Annotated in this window: 14 protein-coding genes and 1 tRNA gene; 7 read left to right on the forward strand and 8 right to left on the reverse strand. The window is 72.6% G+C overall.

Translation table 11 applies throughout. The features are described 5' to 3' along the window. Positions 1–10: 10 nt before the first annotated feature. Positions 11–1,273, reverse strand: a complete 1,263-nt coding sequence (locus ACLJT4_RS05685) for a hypothetical protein (protein WP_411121261.1) — start codon at positions 1,271–1,273, stop codon at positions 11–13. Between the two features lie 25 nt (positions 1,274–1,298). Then, the gene (locus ACLJT4_RS05690) at positions 1,299–2,432 is read right to left on the reverse strand and encodes an SPFH domain-containing protein (RefSeq protein WP_411121262.1); all 1,134 of its coding nucleotides are present in this window, start codon (positions 2,430–2,432) and stop codon (positions 1,299–1,301) included. Positions 2,433–2,746: 314 nt separating this feature from the next. Here ACLJT4_RS05690 and ACLJT4_RS05695 point away from each other — a divergent pair, with 314 nt between their 5' ends. From ACLJT4_RS05695 to ACLJT4_RS05705, 3 genes are all read left to right on the forward strand, one after another. After that, complete coding sequence (locus ACLJT4_RS05695; RefSeq protein ID WP_411121263.1) at positions 2,747–4,408, forward strand: FAD-binding dehydrogenase; 1,662 nt, start codon at positions 2,747–2,749, stop codon at positions 4,406–4,408. 106 nt (positions 4,409–4,514) lie between these two features. Continuing rightward, positions 4,515–5,246 (forward strand): SDR family NAD(P)-dependent oxidoreductase, encoded by a 732-nt coding sequence (locus ACLJT4_RS05700; RefSeq protein ID WP_411121683.1) that lies wholly within the window; start codon positions 4,515–4,517, stop codon positions 5,244–5,246. A 312-nt stretch (positions 5,247–5,558) separates the two neighbouring features. Then, positions 5,559–6,314 (forward strand): TetR/AcrR family transcriptional regulator, encoded by a 756-nt coding sequence (locus ACLJT4_RS05705; protein ID WP_411121264.1) that lies wholly within the window; start codon positions 5,559–5,561, stop codon positions 6,312–6,314. Between the two features lie 41 nt (positions 6,315–6,355). On the opposite strand, the gene ACLJT4_RS05710 is transcribed toward ACLJT4_RS05705, so the two are convergent. After that, positions 6,356–7,825: an aminopeptidase P family protein gene (locus tag ACLJT4_RS05710; protein WP_411121684.1), complete on the reverse strand. Its 1,470-nt coding sequence runs from the start codon at positions 7,823–7,825 to the stop codon at positions 6,356–6,358. 154 nt (positions 7,826–7,979) lie between these two features. After that, complete coding sequence (locus tag ACLJT4_RS05715; protein ID WP_411121265.1) at positions 7,980–9,776, reverse strand: PP2C family protein-serine/threonine phosphatase; 1,797 nt, start codon at positions 9,774–9,776, stop codon at positions 7,980–7,982. Positions 9,777–10,327: 551 nt separating this feature from the next. Between ACLJT4_RS05715 and ACLJT4_RS05720 the strand changes: the two genes are divergently transcribed. Further along, positions 10,328–11,038 carry a bifunctional DNA primase/polymerase gene (locus ACLJT4_RS05720; protein ID WP_037683460.1) on the forward strand — a complete coding sequence of 237 codons (711 nt, stop codon included), beginning with the start codon at positions 10,328–10,330 and terminating at the stop codon, positions 11,036–11,038. A 233-nt stretch (positions 11,039–11,271) separates the two neighbouring features. After that, complete coding sequence (locus tag ACLJT4_RS05725) at positions 11,272–11,838, forward strand: hypothetical protein (protein WP_233657335.1); 567 nt, start codon at positions 11,272–11,274, stop codon at positions 11,836–11,838. Positions 11,839–12,074: 236 nt separating this feature from the next. Here the strand turns inward: ACLJT4_RS05725 and ACLJT4_RS05730 are convergent, their stop codons facing one another. From ACLJT4_RS05730 to ACLJT4_RS05740, 3 genes are all read right to left on the reverse strand, one after another. After that, positions 12,075–13,043: a DUF5926 family protein gene (locus tag ACLJT4_RS05730; RefSeq protein ID WP_411121266.1), complete on the reverse strand. Its 969-nt coding sequence runs from the start codon at positions 13,041–13,043 to the stop codon at positions 12,075–12,077. A 137-nt stretch (positions 13,044–13,180) separates the two neighbouring features. After that, entirely contained in the window at positions 13,181–14,014 is an 834-nt protein-coding gene (locus ACLJT4_RS05735; protein WP_411121267.1) for an ATP-binding protein, read from the reverse strand. A 53-nt stretch (positions 14,015–14,067) separates the two neighbouring features. Further along, complete coding sequence (locus tag ACLJT4_RS05740; RefSeq protein ID WP_411121268.1) at positions 14,068–14,964, reverse strand: glycerophosphodiester phosphodiesterase family protein; 897 nt, start codon at positions 14,962–14,964, stop codon at positions 14,068–14,070. A gap of 382 nt (positions 14,965–15,346) precedes the next feature. Between ACLJT4_RS05740 and ACLJT4_RS05745 the strand changes: the two genes are divergently transcribed. Further along, positions 15,347–16,849, forward strand: coding sequence for a S1C family serine protease (locus ACLJT4_RS05745; protein ID WP_411121269.1), 1,503 nt, complete (start codon positions 15,347–15,349; stop codon positions 16,847–16,849). Positions 16,850–16,893: 44 nt separating this feature from the next. Continuing rightward, positions 16,894–16,980: transfer RNA gene (locus ACLJT4_RS05750), tRNA-Ser, on the forward strand. A 155-nt stretch (positions 16,981–17,135) separates the two neighbouring features. Here the strand turns inward: ACLJT4_RS05750 and ACLJT4_RS05755 are convergent. Continuing rightward, positions 17,136–18,503, reverse strand: coding sequence for a tyrosine-type recombinase/integrase (locus tag ACLJT4_RS05755; RefSeq protein WP_411121270.1), 1,368 nt, complete (start codon positions 18,501–18,503; stop codon positions 17,136–17,138). Positions 18,504–18,537: the final 34 nt, after the last annotated feature.

The raw sequence follows: 18,537 nt of genomic DNA on the forward strand, positions 1-18,537 counted from the left end.
GCGTCGTCGGTCAGTGGCGGTGCATGTTGTAGACGACCAGGAGCGTCGTCACCACGGCGGCCACGAGGAGGGCCGTGAAGGCGATCTTCCACGGGCTGTAGGGACGGTCCCCGGTCACCTCGCCCGTCTCGGCGTTGACCATGACCTGCCACTGCTTGCCGTTGTAGACGTACGAGGCGAACCACACGGGCAGCAGCAGGAGCTTGTAGGTCACCGACCCGTAGTTGGTGTCCACCGAGTGCAGCCGTTGCCGGTCACCACCGATGTCCCGCTTGCAGTCCTTCTCGATGACCTTGGCCATCTTCTGCTGGGCGTTCTGGAAGCCCGCCTCCGGCTCGACGTCGTACCGCAGGGTCCGAAAGCCCGCCAGGTACGCCTCCTGGTAGGCCACGGCCTGCTTCAGCGGCCAGGGCTCCAGTGCCTCCAGCCGGTCGGCCGGGACGTGCCCGACACCGGGGATCAGGACGTCGTCGAAGAACCGTTGGACGGTGCCGTTGACCCGGTACCAGCGGACCTTGGTCTCCTTGTTGTCGCCGGTGCCGACGGTGTACTCCTCGCCGCGTTCGCCGCTGTAGGCGGTCGCGGTCGCGGCGTCGTACGTCCAGTGCGGCACGTACGTCCCGTGCAGGGTCTCCGCCGCGTTCACCTTCTTCAGGCTGTTCGGCGCGAACCAGCGGGACTTCGCCCACTTGCCGAGGTTGTCGTGCACGTCCCGCTTGTTCACCCGGAACGGCACCAGGCCCTCGGGCACGATCCGGTCCCCGGCGGTCGAGGCGACCAGTGGCGTGGCGCAGAACTGGCAGCGGCCGGAGAGCGCGGAGGTCTCGTTGGCCGCACCGCAACCGGGGCACGTGAGGACCTGCCCGCCGGCCGCCGTCGGCTTGGGAGCCAGGCCCGCCAGCTCCTCCCAGGCGTGCTCCCGCACCTCGCGGTTGACGGGTGCGATGGGCTGCTCGAACCGGCAGTTCGGGCAGCGCAGCACGTTGGTGCCCGGGGCGTACTCGGCGGTGGAACCGCAGCTCGGACACGCGTAGGACTGCGGCTGTTGCCCGTCCTGCCCGGCCTGCGGGGGCTGTGGCTGCTGCGGGGGCTGCTGCTGGTACGGCTGCGGCGGTGCCTGGGGCGGGTACCCCTGAGGCGGGTACCCCTGCGGCGGTGCCTGCTGCGGGTACCCCTGCTGGGGCGCCGGCGGCGGGTACCCCTGCGGAGGCTGCTGGGGATGAGGCTGTTGGGGCGGATACGGCTGCTGCGGCTGGTACGGCTGGTAGCTCATGGGGTCACGGCCTCCTGGCGGTGCGTCACGCCTGCGGCGGCAGCGGCGGCGGGGTGGCACGGAAGTGCGGGGCGAGCTCCGGCACGTTCTCCACGGGCTGCCACGCCGCCATCCCCTCGCGCCAGGCGAGCATGCCGCGCCGGATGGCGCCCGAGCCGATGTGCCCGGTGAACGTCGCGTGGTCGTAGGGGCCCTGCTGCTGGCCGTCCACGGCCACGTACCACTGGTACTGCTGCTGACCGGGCAGCGGCGGCGGCACGGCCCCGCCGCCCGGGGCGGGAGCGGCCGGCGCGGCGGGCTGCTGGCCCTGCTGGGGCGCGAACGCCTGCGCCAGCTGCTGACCGGCGGCCATGCCCAGCCCCAGGCCCACGCCCTCGCCGGCGCCGCCGGGGTTGTTCGCCGCGTCCCGGACCGCGTCCGCGGCCTGGAGGCGCGCGTAGTTGTCGACGTTGCCGATGATGCCCATGCGGCTGCGGGCGTCGATGGCCTGCTCGACCTCGGGCGGCAGCGAGATGTTCTCGATGATGAACTTCGGGATGGACAGGCCGTGCGAGGCCGCCACCTCGTCCGTCAGTGCCTTCGCCAGGCGGTCGCCGAGCTCGGCCTGGCGCGCGGCGAGGTCGAGCATCGGGATGCCCGAGCTGGCCAGCAGCGTGCCGAGCCGCCCCACGATCAGCTGCCGCAGGTACTCCTCGACCTCTTCGGTGCGGAACTGCGGGTCGGTGCCGGCGAGTTCGGTGATCAGCCGGCCCGGGTCGGTGACCCGCGCCGCGTAGCCGCCGAACGCTCGCAGCCGCACCATGCCGAACTCGGGGTCGCGGACCGTGACCGGGTTCTGCGTGCCCCACTTCAGGTCCGTGAACTGCCGGGTCGTGACGAAGTAGACCTCCGCCTTGAACGGCGAGTGGAACCCGTACTTCCAGCCCTGGAGCGTCGACAGGATCGGCAGGTTCCCGGTCTGCAGCTCGTGCATGCCCGGCGCGAAGACGTCCGCGATCCGGCCCTGGTTGACGAAGACGGCGGCCTGCGACTCGCGCACGATGAGCTTGGCGCCCATCTTGATCTCGTTCTCGAAGCGCGGGAAGCGCCACACGAGGGTGTCCCGACTGTCGTCGGTCCACTCGATGATGTCGATGAATTCGCCGCGTACGCGGTCCATGAAGCCCACGCCAGGTCCCCCCAGTTCGCTCCGGCCGCCCCGACCGGACCGCTGCCGGCGGTGACGACGACGGAGTACGTCCGCTCGGATGTCCCGTTCATAGTAGAAGCCGGACCTGTGGCGCCGCGGTGGTGGTGCGGCCGTCGCCCCGGGGGGTGTCTGCCCGGTGGTCCTTGTTGTGGCACCGACCCATCGGATACGTTCCTGTATCGGTTGTTACGGACATGGACGCGACAAGGTTGTCGGCCGGATGTCGACGGCCGCCGCGAACCGTAGAGGAGCTCCCCCATGAGCGAGCGCAACGAGGTGGCGGAATGAGCGACGACGCCGACGTCATCGTCGTAGGTGCCGGACTGGCCGGGCTGGTCGCCACCTACGAACTCACCCGTGCGGGGCGCCGGGTGCTCGTCGTCGACCAGGAGAGCGAGGCCAACCTCGGCGGCCAGGCGTTCTGGTCGCTGGGCGGGCTGTTCCTGGTGGACAGCCCCGAGCAGCGGCGGGCCGGCATCAGGGACTCGCCCGAACTGGCGCTCTCCGACTGGCTGGACTCCGCCGGCTTCGACCGGGACCGCGAGGACCACTGGCCGCGGCGGTGGGCGCAGGCGTACGTGGACTTCGCGGCGGGCGAGAAGCGCCGCTACCTGCACGACCTCGGGCTGCGGCTGATGCCGACCGTCGGCTGGGCCGAGCGCGGCGCCGGCCTGGCGACCGGCCACGGCAACTCCGTCCCCCGCTTCCACCTCACCTGGGGCACCGGCCCCGAGGTGGTCCGGGTCTTCGCCGAACCGGTGCGGGCCGCCGCCGAGCGCGGGCTGGTGGTCTTCCGGCACCGCCACCGGGTCGACGAACTGATCGTGGAGGACGGGGCCGCGGTCGGGGTGCGCGGCAGCACGCTGGCGCCGTCGGACCTCCCGCGCGGGGTGGCCTCCGGGCGCGAGACGACGGGCGATTTCGCGTTCGGGGCGCAGGCGGTGGTGGTGACCTCCGGCGGCATCGGCGGCAACCACGAACTGATCCGGGAGAACTGGCCGGTCGACCGGCTCGGCCCGGCCCCCAAGTCGATGATCACCGGCGTGCCCGCCTCCGTGGACGGGCGGATGCTGCAGATCACCGAACGGGCCGGCGGCTCCCTGGTGAACCGCGACCGGATGTGGCACTACACCGAGGGCATCAAGAACTGGGACCCGATCTGGCCCGACCACGCGATCCGGATCATCCCCGGCCCGTCCTCGCTGTGGCTGGACGCCACCGGACGCCGGCTGCCCGCACCGCTCTTCCCCGGCCACGACACCCTGGCCACCCTGCGCCACATCGTGCACACCGGCCACGACCACACCTGGTTCGTGCTGACCCGCTCCATCGTGGAGAAGGAGTTCGCGCTCTCCGGCTCCGAGCAGAACCCGGACATCACCGGCAAGGACCTCAAGCTCGCGCTGGCGCGGGTGAAGAAGGGCGCACCCGGCCCGGTCCAGGCGTTCCTCGACCACGGCGCGGACTTCGTCGTCCGGCGCACCCTGCGCGAACTGGTCGCCGGCATGAACGCCGTCGAGCCGACGGCCCCCCTCGACTACGCGACGGTCGAACGGGAAGTACTGGCCCGGGACCGGGCGGTGGCGCACCCGTACTCCAAGGACCTCCAACTGATGGCGGTGCACAACGCCCGCGAGTACTGGCCGGACAAGCTGACCCGGGTCGCCAAGCCGCACCGGCTCCTCGACCCGGCGCACGGCCCGCTGATCGCGGTCCGGCTGCACCTGCTGACCCGCAAGACGCTGGGCGGCCTGGAGACCACCTTGGACTCGCAGGTGGTCCGCCCGGACGGCACGCCGTTCGCCGGGCTGTACGCGGCCGGCGAGGTCGCCGGCTTCGGCGGCGGCGGGGTACACGGCTACAACGCACTGGAGGGCACCTTCCTGGGCGGCTGCATCTTCTCCGGCCGCGCGGCGGGGCGGGCGCTGGCCCGCGACCTGGCGTGAGCGCCCCCGCGACGGGCCGGAGCCCGGCCGGGGCGGGCGACCGCGGCGGGCGCACCGCGCTGGTGACGGGGCCTCCTCCGGCATCGGCGCGGCGGTCGCCGCGGCGCTGGTCGCCCGCGGCTACCACGTCCTGGGCACCAGCCGGGACCCGTCGACGGTCGCCGCGCCGCTGCCCGGCGTCCGCTACCTCCCGCTCGACCTCGCCGACGAGGCCGGCATCGAGGCGTGCGCCGCGGCGGCGGGCCCGGTGGACGTGCTGGTCAACAACGCCGGCGAGAGCCAGAACGGGCCCTTCGAGGAGCTCCCGATGGCCGCGGTGCGCCGCCTCTTCCAGCTGAACGTCTTCGGCGCCGTGCGGCTCACCCAGCTCGTGCTGCCGGGGATGCGGGAGCGCGGCCACGGCCGGGTGGTGATGATCGGCTCCATGCTGGCCAGCTTCCCGCTCGCCTACCGCTCCTCCTACGTGGCCGCCAAGGCCGCGCTCAAGGGCTTCGCGGACGCCGCCCGGCGGGAGGTCGCGCCCTACGGCGTGGCGCTCACCACCGTCGAACCGGGCTCGATCGCCACCGGCATCAGCGCCCGGCGCACCCACTACGTGGCGGACGGCTCGCCGTTCGCGGACGAGTACCGCACGATGCTGGCCGCCCTCGACGCCAACGAGGCGCGCGGCATCCCACCGGAGAAGGTCGCCGCCACCGTCCTGAAGGCCATCGAGGCGGCCCGCCCCCGGCCGCACTACGCGGTCGGCAGCAACGCCTCCGCGGTCTTCCTGCTGCGGCGGCTGCTGCCCGAGGCGACGGTGCAGCGGATGGTGGCCCGGCGGCACGGGCTGCGCTGAGCGGGCCGCGCACGGCGGGCCGGGACGGTGCCCAGGACCGGGCGGACCTGGCGGACCGGGGGAACCGGGCGACAACGGGCGGAACCCGGAAGAGTCGGAAAACGGCTGGAAATCGCCGTTGGACGAAGGTGGACTGCGCGGTCTCGCGAGAGGAGGACCTCCCCCGCGGCGTCCCCTTTCCCAGCGAGACCAGCGCGGCACCCCGATTAACGCGAAGTTGCTCGCGTTAATCTGTCCTGGACAATACTTGGCCAGAACCCGCACTGCAATCCGCGCTGCGATCCGTACCACGACCCCCGTAACGGAGCCGCTGTGACGACCGCGCACCAGGCCCCGGGTGAGACCCGCCCCGGGGGACGAACGGCGCGTACCCGCCGAGCCGTACTGACCGCCGTCTCCGAGGAGTTGGCCGACGGCGGCTTCGCCACGCTCACCATGGAGCGGGTGGCCCAGCGCTCCGGGGTGCACCTGGCGACCCTCTACCGCCGCTGGCGCAGCGTGGACAAGCTGGTCTGCGAGCTGCTGACCGACATGAGCAGCGGGGTGCCGCTGCCGGACACCGGCACCCTGCCCGGCGACCTGCGCGCGCTGGCCCACGGGATAGGCCGGTTCTACGGCGCGGACCGCACCCGCGGCCTGATCGAGGCGGTGGTCGCCGCCGCGGCCCGCGACCCCCAGGCGGCCACCGCGCTGCGGGACTTCTTCGACGAGCGGCTGGTGCTGGCCGGCGAGCTCGTGCGGCGCGGCATCGCGCGCGGCGAACTCCCCGCGGACACCGACCCCGAAGCGGTGATGGCGGCGCTCGGCGCGCCCTTCTACTACCGGATCCTGATCGCCCGCCGCCCCGTGGAGCCCGGCCTCGCCGAGTCCACCGCCACCGCCGTGTGGGCCGCGGCGCGGGCGGGCGCGTACGCCACCGGTGACCGCCGGCCGGCCGGCACCCCGGAGCGCACCGGCCCGGAGCGCACCGGCCCGGAGCACGACGGCCCGGAGCACGAAGGCCCGGAGCACGAAGGCCCGGACGGCAACGGCGCGGACGACAACGGCGCGCCGGAGCGGGGGGACTGAAGCCACCCGCTCCGGCGCGCCGTTGACGTTGCGCGCGGGGCCTACTTGCCGAGCAGGCCGGCCATCCACGCCTCGACCTCGTCCGACCGGCGCGGCAGCGCGGCGGAGAGGTTGCGGTTGCCGTCCTCCGTCACGAGGATGTCGTCCTCGATCCGGATGCCGATGCCGCGGTACTCCTCGGGGACCGTCAGGTCGTCCGCCTGGAAGTACAGGCCGGGCTCGACGGTCAGCACCATGCCGGGCTCCAGCGTGCCGTTGACGTAGCTCTCGGTGCGGGCCGCGGCGCAGTCGTGGACGTCCAGGCCGAGCATGTGACCGGTGCCGTGCAGGGTCCAGCGGCGCTGCAGGCCCAGCTCCAGGACGCGCTCCACCGGGCCCTCGACCAGGCCCCACTCGACCAGCTTCTCGGTGAGCACCCGCTGGGCGGCGTCGTGGAAGTCCCGGAAGCCGGCGCCCGGCTTCACCGCCGCGATGCCGGCCTCCTGGGCCTCGTGGACCGCGTCGTAGACCTTGCGCTGGAGGTCGGTGTAGCGGCCGTTGATCGGCAGGGTGCGGGTGACGTCCGCGGTGTAGAGGGTGGTGGTCTCCACGCCGGCGTCGAGCAGCAGCAGGTCGCCGGAGCGGACCGCGCCGTCGTTGCGCACCCAGTGCAGGGTGGTGGCGTGCGGGCCGGCGGCGCAGATGGAGCCGTAGCCGACGTCGTTGCCCTCGACGCGGGCGCGCAGGAAGAAGGTGCCCTCGATGTAGCGCTCGCTGGTCGCCTCGGCCTTGTCGAGGACCTTGACCACGTCCTCGAAGCCGCGCACCGTCGAGTCGACGGCCTTCTGCAGCTCGCCGATCTCGAACTCGTCCTTGACCAGCCGGGCCTCGGAGAGGAACACCCGCAGCTCTTCGTCCCGCTCCGCGGTGACCTTGTCGTGCAGCGCCTGCTCGATCGGGGCGTCGTGGCCGCGGACGACCCGGACCGGGCCGGTGGCCTCCTTGAGCAGCTCGGGCAGCTCGCGGACGTCCTTGCAGACGATTCCGAGCAGCGCCGCGGACTCGTCGAGGCTGTGCCGGCGGCCGACCCACAGCTCGCCCATGCCGTTCAGCCAGAACTCGCCGTTCTCGCGGTCGGAGCGGGGCAGGCGGTAGAGCGTCTCGTCGTGGCCCTCGGCGCCGTCGCCCCGCGGTTCCAGGACGAGGACGCTGCCGTCGGTCTGGTCGCCGGTGAGGTGGACGTACTCGGTCGAGGCCCGGAAGGGGTACTCGGTGTCGTTGGAGCGGGTCTTCAACAGGCCCGCGGGGATCACCAGGCGCTCGCCGGGGAAGCGCGCGGAGAGCGCGGCGCGGCGCCGGGCGGCGTGCGACGCCTGCGCGATCGGCTCCAGGTCGCGCAGTTCGGTGTCGGCCCAGCCACCCTGCATGTTCTCGGTGAGCTCATCCGATACGCCCGGGTACAGGCCGTTCTTGCGCTGCTTGATCGGCTGCTCTTCCTCTTCCGGGGTCTCCGGAGCGAGCTCGTCGGTCACCATGCCTCCTTTTAAGGCTTTTCAGACTGCACCGCATTCCATCGTAAGTGCGAACGGAACGCGGTCCAGGGGTCGGACGAGGTGACCTGTCCCGCACGCCGGTCCCGGGGGCCGGGCGCCGCCGCGCCCGCCCCTGTGACCTGCGGTGACGCCGTTACTCCTCGAAGTAGGCCGCGAGCAGAACCACGTCCTCCTCCGAGGACGGGTCGTCCAGCCCCTGGGGCAGCATGGCCCGCACGACGTGGTCCACCACGGCCTCCGGGTCGTGCCGGCTGGCCCGGGGGACGCCGGCGGCCGCGGAGTGCAGACGGGCGAACGCCCGGTCCATCGGCTCGCCGGTGCGGTGCAGCAGCCCGTCGCTGTACAGGAGCACGGTCTCGCCGGGGGCCGGTTCGATCTCGACGCTGGGCGCCTCCCAGCAGGCCAGCATGCCCAGCGGCGCGGACAGCGAGGTCTCCACGAACTCCGCCCGCAGGTCGCCGAGGACCAGCGGCGGGCAGTGGCCGGCCCCGGCCAGCACCATCTTGCGCGGCGCCGGGCCGCCGATCCCGGCCGGCACCGGGGGCCCGCCCGGACCGCCCGGCGGCTCGGTGAAGGCGAACAGCGCGGTGGCGCTCCGGGCCGGCTCGGTCAGCCGCATCAGCAGTTCGAGGTCGGAGAGGACCGCGACCGGGTCCTCGCCCTCCATGACGGCGTAGGCCCGCAGCGAGGCCCGCAGCCGCCCCATGGCGGCCACCGCGCTCGGGCCGGACCCGGTGACCGAGCCCACCGCCAGGCCCAGCGCGCCGTCCGGCAGCGGCAGCGCGTCGTACCAGTCGCCGCCGCCGCACGGCCCGGTGGCGTGCCGCACCGCGAGCCGGACGCCGGGGATCCGCGGCAGCCGGCGGGGCAGCAGTTCGTCGCGCAGGGTCCGGGCGGCCTGCCGGCTGCGGTGGAGTTCGAGCAGCCGGGCGAGGTGTTCGGCGGCGTGCGCGCGGTAGAGGCCGACGAGGTGGCGCCGCCGGTCACCGGGTTCGGCCGGTTCGTCGTACAGCCAGACCACGGCGCCGATCCGGCCGACGGGGCCGGCGGTGAGCGGTACGGCGTAGCTGGCGGCGTAGCCGAGTCGGGCGGCGACCTCGCGCAGTCGCGGGTCGAGGTCCTTCTCCCCGGGGATGTCCGGTTCGGCGATCTCGGTGCGGGCCTCGGCCCCGGCGTCGTCGCCCGCGCCGGGCTCGGGGAGGCCGTCCAGTATCCGCGCGTACGACAGGGCGCGGCGCGGCACGGTCTCCAGGTGACCGAGCTCGGCGTGGCCCAGGCCCAGCCCGACGGTGGTCTTCGGGCCGAGACCGTCCTGCGGCGCCAGCACGACCAGTCCGCGCCGGGCGCCGACGAGGAAGGCGCCGGCCCGCAGGAGTTCGCGCAGCGCGTCGTCCAAGGTGCGGGTGCGGACGAGTCGTTCGGTGAGGTCGTGCAGGGTGCTGAGGTCGGAGATCCAGCCCGCCAGCCGGTCCTGGACGGCGGCGATCCGGTCGACGGGGGAGGGGCCGTCGGTGGCGCCCGGTGCGCCGGGGCGGGCGTCGTCCTGCGCGGTGCCGGCGGTGCCGGACGGGCCGTCAGCGGAGGCGTCGGAGGCGGGATCGGTGGAATCGATGGAATCGGCGGGATCAGAGGGATCGGCGGGAGGCGCCGTCGCGCGAGGTTCGGCAGTGTGCGCCGGGGCGGGAAGCGCTGGTTCGATTCCAGCCACTTTCGGGACGTGGGGGGCGCTCATGGCCGACGACCTACGAAGTGACCGAAAAAAGCCCAGTTCAGGCCGCGATGTGACGGGGAGTGCGGCTTTTTGTTGAGTGATGTTGTGCGGTCGTGCGGTCCGCTCAATGTCCTCAATAGCATCGCAAACCCCCATGTCATGCTGCTCCGCTATCAATGCCTCCACATGTACACGCACCAGCAATGTGATGTCCAGCACTGTCCCCTTGGGGTTTGTGGTGTCAGCGAGGTCTGTAGATTGGCCTGAAAAAAGCCCCCCGAGCGTCAATTTGAGGTCTGCTGGCGGCGACCAGCAGCGCGTCATATCCACCGTGGCGGGTACGTACTCGGATAGGTGCGGGGGCAGTTGGAGCCGCACCGGAACTCTCCGGCCGGCCCCGGCGTCCTATACGGCGACCACCGCGACGCACTCCCCAGTGGCGGGAAGGCACCACCGGAAGCGCAAGCGCCATGCGCGCGCCACCCTCCGCCACGTTCCACGCCCGGTGTACGGCGTGATGCGCTGCCTCGTACACGCGGTGACCCGATCGCTACGTGTGGCGATCGAGCGCGAACGACCTCCGGGTCGCACAACCAGGCCGGCCGGCCGAACCGCACGACCGGGCCGCAGCACCACCCGTACCACTCCGCACCGGCCCGGAACAGCACAACGGCAATTGCGAAACGGCACGCACCTACGGTGTGTCCAGCTCATCGGCGTGCAGTGCGAAGGACCCAAGCCCTCGGCGTAACGGAAAGGAACGAGCGCTCATGCGCGAGATCCTCGGAAGGCGACGCAAGCCCCTGTTCCGGCGCAGCGGGAGGTCGGCGCTCCTCGGTGCGGCGCTCCACTGCGCCACCGAGTGGCAGTGGCCCGTCCTCCCGGGCGTCGGGCTGCGACCCGCCGGGCGGCAGCAGGCGGGCGGCCGGCTCGGCCTCGGCGAGCGGGCCCCCCGCCGCTGCAACTGCCCCGACGCCGACTGCGCGGTGCCGGGGGCGCACCCCTTCGACCCCGCACTGCTGGCGGCGACCACCGACGCCCGCATGGTGCGGTGGTGGTGGAGCAACCGCCCGGACGCGCCGGTGATCCTGGCGACCGGCGGCCGGGCGCCCTGCGCGGTGAGCCTGCCGGCCGTCGCGGGGGCCCGGGCGCTGGCCGCGCTGGACCACTTCGGCGTCCGCACCGGACCCGTGGTGGCCACCCCGACCCGCTGGTCGCTGCTCGTATCGCCGTACGACCTCGCGGAGTTGGGCGAACTGCTGAGCTCCCGGGACTGGGTGCCGAGCTCGCTGCGGTTCCACGGCGAGGGCGGCTACCTCGTGCTGCCGCCGTCGCCGACCGGCGCCGGCAAGGTCCGCTGGGAGCGCCCGCCGGCCAGCACCCAGGCCGCACCCTGGCTGCCGAAGGTGGCCACGATCGTCGACGCGCTGGTGACGGCGAGCACCAGCACCCCCGACGGCGGCAGCCGGCTCGCCTACTGAGCACCGCCGCGCGCCGCCGCACCGCGTGCGTCCACGGGTGGCCGGAAACGCATAGTTCCGGTTCACCCGTAAGGGTGTGAGCTGTCCCGATTCCTCCGGGAATCGCGGTCGAGGGCGCCCAGCGCCGCCCCGGTTGCCCGATAGGTTCGAGGCGCACCGCCCGCCGCGCCGCGGGCGGCACCTTCCCCGTGCCACACCTCCGGCATACCTCGTCACCTCCGCAAGTGGGTTCCATGCAGCGTGCGCGGATTCTCCGCCTGATCGGGCTCGCCGGCACCGCCGTGCTCGCCCTCGCCGTCCCCCTGGCCGCCGCGACGGCCGGGCCGGCGGACAGCCTCCTCCCGCCGGTGGTCCCGGACGCCGGCCGCGACCCCGGCTCGCCCGGCCCGTCGGCCGCCTCCGGCGACCCGCTCACCGAGCTGACCCGCCCCCTCCTGGCCCGGGGGCGCACCACTCACTGCGGCCCCGAACTCACCGCCCGCCCGGGGATCACGGCCCAGACCTGCGTCCTCGCCGAGGCCGGCCGCACCTGGGCGCGGACCTTCTTCCACAACTCCACGGGGGAACCGCTGCGCGCCGCGTTGACGCTGCTGCGTCCGGACGGCCGGAGCGTCCAGGCGAACTGCGCGGTACCGGCGGACGGGGCACCCGGGGTGTGCGAGACGCCGGACGGTCCCACGGCGCGCGGGGCACGGCTGCCGTACGGCGCGGTGGCGGAGTTCTCGGACCTGGCGGGGGAGCGGCTGCTGCTGCGCTCCGGCGGCAACTGGACGCCGGACGGCGGGAGTTCGGGGCGCTGAGGGCCCGGCCCTGCGAGGGCGTGAGTCCGGAGCCGGCCGTGGGCCGTCCGGGCATGGAAACGCCCGGTCGCTGGCGACGGGGGATGCACCAGCGACCGGGCTCCTAGAACCGTAACAAGAGATCGGCGGTTCGCAAATTCGATCGTGGAATTCCGGACGCGGATTTACCGGCAAGTACGGGCAGTCGCCCGCGACCTGTGACGGTTCTCACGTCCGTGAACGAATCGACCGCGCGATCAGCTCAGGGTGATCTGACGGTTGGTGAGCCCGCCGCGGGCCCGGCGCTCCTCCGCGGTCAGCGGGGCGTCCGAGGCGAGCGCCTTGGCCAGCCGCTCGCCGAAGGCGGCGGCCGGGGCGGTGACCTCGTCGGCGCCCATCGACGACGGCAGGTCCCACACCGGGACGACCAGGCCGTGCGCCCGGAACGAGCCGACCAGGCGGGTGCCCTCGCCCAGCGACGAGGTGCCGGCGGCGTGCAGCCGGGCGAGCGCGTCGAGGAGTTGCTCCTCGGGGTGCGCGGTGACCCAGCGCAGGTGGTTCTTCTCCGGGGCCTCGCACCAGTACGCCCCCTCCAGCCCGGGGATCCGGGCGGTCGGGATCGCGGCGGCGTTGGCCCGCTCCAGGGAGGCGGCGACCTCGGCGGTGGCGTTCTCGGCGTTCTCCACCCAGAACTCGAAGCCGGTGTGGACGGTCGGCTCGAAAGGCGCGTCCGGGTCCAGCAGGTCCTGCAACCGCGGCCCGTCGGCGGGGGCCCGCCCGGCGGCGACCGGGTGGCCGGGCTCGGTGGTCAGCGCCCGCTGGAGGGTGTCGGCGAGGTCCCGGCTGATGTCGCCGGACGAGGTGTCGTTCTGCAGGCCGAGCAGCACCGCCCCGTTGTCCCGGCGCAGCGCGGGCCAGGCCATCGGGAGCACGGTGGCCAGCGTCACCGACGGGACGTCCTCGGGCAGGCCGCCCTTGAGGGTCAACTCGGCGGTGGCGGCGGGCACCAGCTCGCGCAGCGCCACCCAGTCGCACTCGCCGGGCAGCCCCTCGAACGGGCGCCGGACCAGCTCGGTGACGGCGTGCGCCGCCTCCCGGCCGTGGCATGCCTTGTAACGGCGGCCGGAACCACACGGACAGGGCTCGCGGGCGCCGACCACGGGCACCTCGGCGTCCTTGGTCTGTACTGCTGCGGCCCGGGGCTGGGGACGGCGCTTCTTGGCCATGGCGACGGTGTCTCCTGGTGGTTCCTCTAGTGCGGACGCGTTCCGGCGCGAGCCTAGAGGAGAGCGGCGCCCGCAAGCCCGCCACACATCGCCGTCAGCGCGGCGGGACCCTCGGCACGGAGGGCGCGACGCCGGCGTCAGGGCAGGTCGTCGAGGTCCGCGAAGGTCAGGCCGGACGCGCCGCGGCCCGGGCGGCGGCCGTGGTGCGCGGTGCGCGGCGGTGTGCCGCGCGGGGCCTTCCGCAGGGAGAGCGGGAGCCCGGCCGTCAGGTCGGACGGCAACTCGGGCGCGAGCTCCGCGGGCAGATCCGCCGTCAGGTCAACGCGCGTAGCGAAAGCACCCTGGAGCGAGAGGGCGGCCCAGACCGTCACCTCGCCGGGCGCGCTGTCGCGCACGCCCCAGTCCTTGGCGAGCGAGCGGATGATCGCCAGCCCGCGCCCGCCGCGGGCGGTGACGGACGGAGTGGCCGGAACCGGACGGGTCGGACCGCCGCCGTCGGTGACCGCGACGATCAGGCGCCCCTGTCCGTCGATGCGCCAGGCGGCGCGCACGGTGGCGCGCACGGTGGCGCCGGCGCCGACCGCGGGGGAACCGTCGTGGACGGACTCCCGGGCGCCGCCCCGGCCCGTTCCTGACGCGCCGTCGGGACTGCTTCCCGTTACGGAATCCGACGCGACGTCGTCGTATATCGGACGCGCATGGCGACACGAATTGCTCAGGAGTTCCGAGAGGACCAGCACCGCGTCATCGACGACACTGTCCTGAACTCCACTTGCCAACAGCTCTGCTCGCATGCGCCGCCTGGCCATGCCGACACCCACGGGTCCATGGGGTACGGCCATGATCGACGACGTCGGCACCTCTTGTGCCACCACCAACGCCACCCCCGAGACCTCCTTTGCCCCACGCCACGGGATGGATGCCCCAATGGACTGGACCGGAAACCGGCCAACCGGCACACAGTGACGCACTCGACACCGTCACCTACGGGCCGAATGCGCCGGTGCACACCCCGTGATGAGCCTTACCTAAGGCCGAGTTGGGTTCGCACCTGCTTGGGGCGGTTCGTAATGATTGCGTCGACGCCGAGCTCCCGGCACATCGCCACGTCGTCCGTCTCGTTGACCGTCCACACGTGCACCTGATGGCCCGCCCGGTGCGCCTTGGCGACGTATTCCGGATGTGCGCGCAGGATGCGCACCCCGGGGCCGGCGATGCCCACCCCGGGAGGCAGCCGCCCGTCGCGGTGGCGGGGGGTGAGGAACTGCATCAGGTAGACGCCCGGGATACCCGGCGCCGCCGCGCGCACCCGGTGCAGGGAGCGTGCGGAGAAGCTCATGACGCGGACCGGGGGCGTCCAGTCGCGGGTGGCCGGTTTCGTGTGACCGAAGCGGGCGAGCAACTCGACCAGCCGCTCCTCCACCTGTCCGGCCCAGCGGGTGGGGTGCTTCGTCTCGATGGCCAGCTCGACGCGGCGGTCCGCGTCCGCGACCAGCTCCAACAGCCGCTCCAGGGTCAGCACCGAGGTCCGCTCGGCGTTCCCCTGCTGCCAGTCCGGCTCCTCGTCGGCGTGCACCGGTCGCCCGCCGGTCCGCTGCATGTCCTCCATGACGCCGCCCGGCCCCTCCACGGTGTCCTTCCACGACCCGAAGTCCAACGCGGCGAGATCGGCCAGCTCCAGCGCGGAGACCGCGCCGCGCCCGTTGGAGGTGCGGTTGACCCGCCGGTCGTGGACGCAGACCAGGTGCCCGTCCGCGGTCAGTCGGACGTCGCACTCCAGGGCGTCCGCCCCGTCCTCGATGGCCTTCCGGTAGGCGGCCAGGGTGTGCTCCGGCGCGTCGTCGGAGGCGCCGCGGTGGGCCACGACGGCGATGGCGGGACGACCCGGACGGGCCTTCTCGGCGGGGCGTGGGTAGGTCACCGCGTTATCGTCCCATCCACCGTTCGGCGGCCGCCCGGGAGGCGATCACCGGCGCACCCGTCGCGCACGGGGACCAGGCACGATGCCTGATATGCCGCATGCGCCGTGCACCTCGGATCCGATGCGGTTTGCTCAAGAACGAGGCGAATAAGTCACAGGTTCGGCTTACGGTCCTCTGACGGGCCATGGGGAAGGCTGGGGGGAGGCCGGGTGGTGACGGCCGGGTCGGTGCGGGGCGGTGGACCACCGACGGGACGGTCGGGACTCGCCCGGAGCGGCAGGATCGCGGATGCTGGAGTACCGCGGGATCCCGGATGCCGGGAGACCGGGATCCGGCCCCGGGCCGGTACCGCCGTGAAGCAAGCTGACTGAGGAGAGAGCTGTGAGCACCGAGAACGAGGGAGCCGGAGTCCCGTCGGAGGCCAAGCCGCCGACCGGGCCGCAGCCGGACAGCGCCCCCGCGCCCGCCTCCGGCGAACCGACTCAGGCCGCGCCGGCCACGCCGCCCGCGGCGCCCCCGCCGCCGGACTACGCACCACGGCCCGCCGCGCCCGGCACCGCCGGCCCGGCCGAGCACGACCGCACCCAGCCGCTCCCCCCGACGCCGGCCGCCCACCCGGAACAGCCCCCGGCCCCGTCCTCCCCGTCCTCCCCGTCCTCCCCGTATGCCGCGGCCGGACACGGTCCGGCCGGTGGCTGGGGTGCGCCCCCGCCCGGCGGCGGTGACCCCTGGGCCCCGCCCGGCCACCAGCCGGCCCCGAAGAAGCGCAACGGCGGCCTGATCGCCGCGGTGCTGGTCGCCGCGCTGGTCGCGGGCGGCGTCGGCGGCGGCATCGGCTACTGGGCCGCGGGCCGCAACGACACCGGCTCGACGACGGTCTCCGCCTCCGGCGACCCCGAGGCGCTGAACCGCAAGCCCACCTCCGTCTCCGGGATAGCGCAGCGGGCGCTGCCCAGCGTCGTCACCATCGAGGCCCAGGGCGCGAGCGGCGACGGCGGCACCGGCACCGGCTTCGTCTACGACAAGCAGGGCCACATCCTCACCAACAACCACGTGGTCGCCAGCGCGGCCGACGGCGGCCGGCTCACCGCGACGTTCTCCAACGGCAAGAAGTACGACGCCGAGGTCATCGGCCACGCCCAGGGCTACGACGTCGCCGTCATCAAGCTCAAGAACGCCTCCGGCGCCACGCTCAACCCGCTCCCGCTCGGCAAGTCCGCCAACGTCCAGGTCGGCGACGCCACGATCGCGATCGGCGCGCCCTTCGGCCTGTCCGGCACGGTCACCACCGGCATCATCAGCGCCAAGGACCGTCCGGTGGCCTCCAGCGACGGCGGCGGCAGCAGCGCCTCCTACATGAGCGCCCTCCAGACCGACGCGTCGATAAACCCGGGCAACTCCGGCGGCCCGCTGTTGGACGCCGGCGGCAACGTCATCGGCATCAACTCCGCGATCCAGTCCGCCGGGAACGGCGGCGGGATGGGCGGCGAATCCGGCCAGTCCGGCAGCATCGGCTTGGGCTTCGCGATCCCGATCGACCAGGCCAAGCGGGTGGCGGACGACCTGATCAGGACCGGGCAGCCGGTCTACCCGCAGATAGGCGTCCAGGTCGGCATGCGGGAGTCCGGCGACGGCGCGACCATCGCCCAGACCGGCAACAACGGCAGCGAGCCGGTCACCCCGGGCGGCCCGGCCGACAAGGCGGGCCTGAAGCCCGGCGACACCATCACCAAGCTCGACGACACCGTCATCGACAGCGGTCCGACCCTCATCAGCGAGATCTGGCAGCACAAGCCCGGTGACCGCGTCACCCTCACGTACAAGCGCAGCGGCAAGGAGCACACCACCCAAGTCACCTTGGGACAGCGCACGGGCGACAAGTGACGCGCTAGTCTGATCCCCGCGACACCGCACGCGCGGTGCCGCGGGGAGGCTTGCCCGAGCGGCCTAAGGGAACAGTCTTGAAAACTGTCGTGGCGGCAACGCCACCGTGGGTTCAAATCCCACAGCCTCCGCTCCGATAATCGCAAGAAGAGCGTTTGTGCAGGTGGGAGGGGCTTTCCGGGGGAACTCGGGGCCCCTCCCGCCCGCATGTTGTCTCACCCCGTGCCGCGTGCGTCCCGACTGGAATCACCCCGTGTGGACCAGGCGTGGACCAGGCACCCGGGGATCATTCCGCAGTACGCATGGCCTGTTCGATCAACGCGTTGGCGTGCTCGCGCCTTCCGTCCAGCACCTTGGCGTAGAACTTGTGCAGTACTGCCACGCTGTGGCCGGCGCGACGGGCGACCTCCGTGGGGTCGACACCGGAGGCGATCCAGAACGAGATGCCGGCCTTCCGTCCGGTGTACGGCGCTTCCGCGAAATGGTGCATGACCTGCTGTTCAGTGAGCGCCACCTTGCGAGCTGCCTGCCAGAGGTCTGAGTACTCCTTGCTCAGCACGACACCACCCTGCGCTGCTCGGAAGAGCCGCCCGTCCGGTGCCACGCCATACCGCTTGATATGAGCGCGCAACATCCTCACCAGCTCCGGCGGGATCGGAACATCGCGCACGGACGAGCGAGCGCGATGCTTCAGGCCGCGCTCCTCGTAGGACTTGCCGTCGTTCGTCCAGGCGGCTCCTACCCGGGATGCGCTCCCGGAGAGCAGCAGGACGCCCCACCCGGTCTCGGGGAGCGTGCAGTCGCTCTCTCTGAGATTCATAGCCTCGGCCGGCCGCGTGGCCGCGTAGTAGATGCACGCGAAGAACGCCTGGAGATGCTCACCGCGGGAGCCCAATGTTCCGACAGCATCGATGAGTTCCTCCGCCTGCCGAGGATTAGGGACGTACCGGAAGTCGATTTCGTCGTCTGTCGCGGGAGGAGACCAGTCGATGGACGGCAGTGGATTCGTCGTGAGGCGCTTGCGTTCCACGGCATACCGGAGGGCGTTGTTAAAGACCGTCCGGCGGTTCGTAATGGTCGTTGCAGCCGCGCGTTCGCCGTCAAGCCGCGTGCTCAGTGCCTTTAGGGCAGCACGGATCATTTCGGAGTCGTCCTCCAGCACGGACACGGGAAGCGACTTGGTGGTGAGCCAAGCAAGCGCCGTGGCGAGTTGGTCCGGTGGGGGCATGCGGTGCTCGGAGAAATTGAACGCATAGCCGCTCAGCGCGCGTCGCAACACAGGTGCTGCGGGTGCTCCCTTCGTGTCCTTGACCAGGGCAGCGGTTACGGTCGCGAGTGCGTCGGCACGCGTGGCCCGGCCCTTCGCTGACGCAGCCTCGGACCACTTCATCTCGGCGTAGTCCTTGGCATGCTCGAACCAGGTCACCTGAGGCTGGAGTGCGGCCAGTTCGGATTTAGGTAGACCGGTCTCGGTGTCGAACTGCTCCCCGCGCCGGGCGGCGGCCATCAGTTCCGAGCGGCGGCCATCCGCCAGCGTTTTCGTTGTGAAGCTCTTGGAGTGAGGGCGTGAGCCGACTTTCCAGCGCAGCTGAAATGGCTTGGGGCGATCGGGCCTCTCGCGAATGGAATGCATGGTGAATTCGAAGGTGAGCAAGGGAAGTTCTCCTAGCGAATAATGGTGGGCCCGG

The organism is Streptomyces sp. x-19 (assembly GCF_046549115.1).
Taxonomy (GTDB): domain Bacteria; phylum Actinomycetota; class Actinomycetes; order Streptomycetales; family Streptomycetaceae; genus Streptomyces; species Streptomyces albulus_C.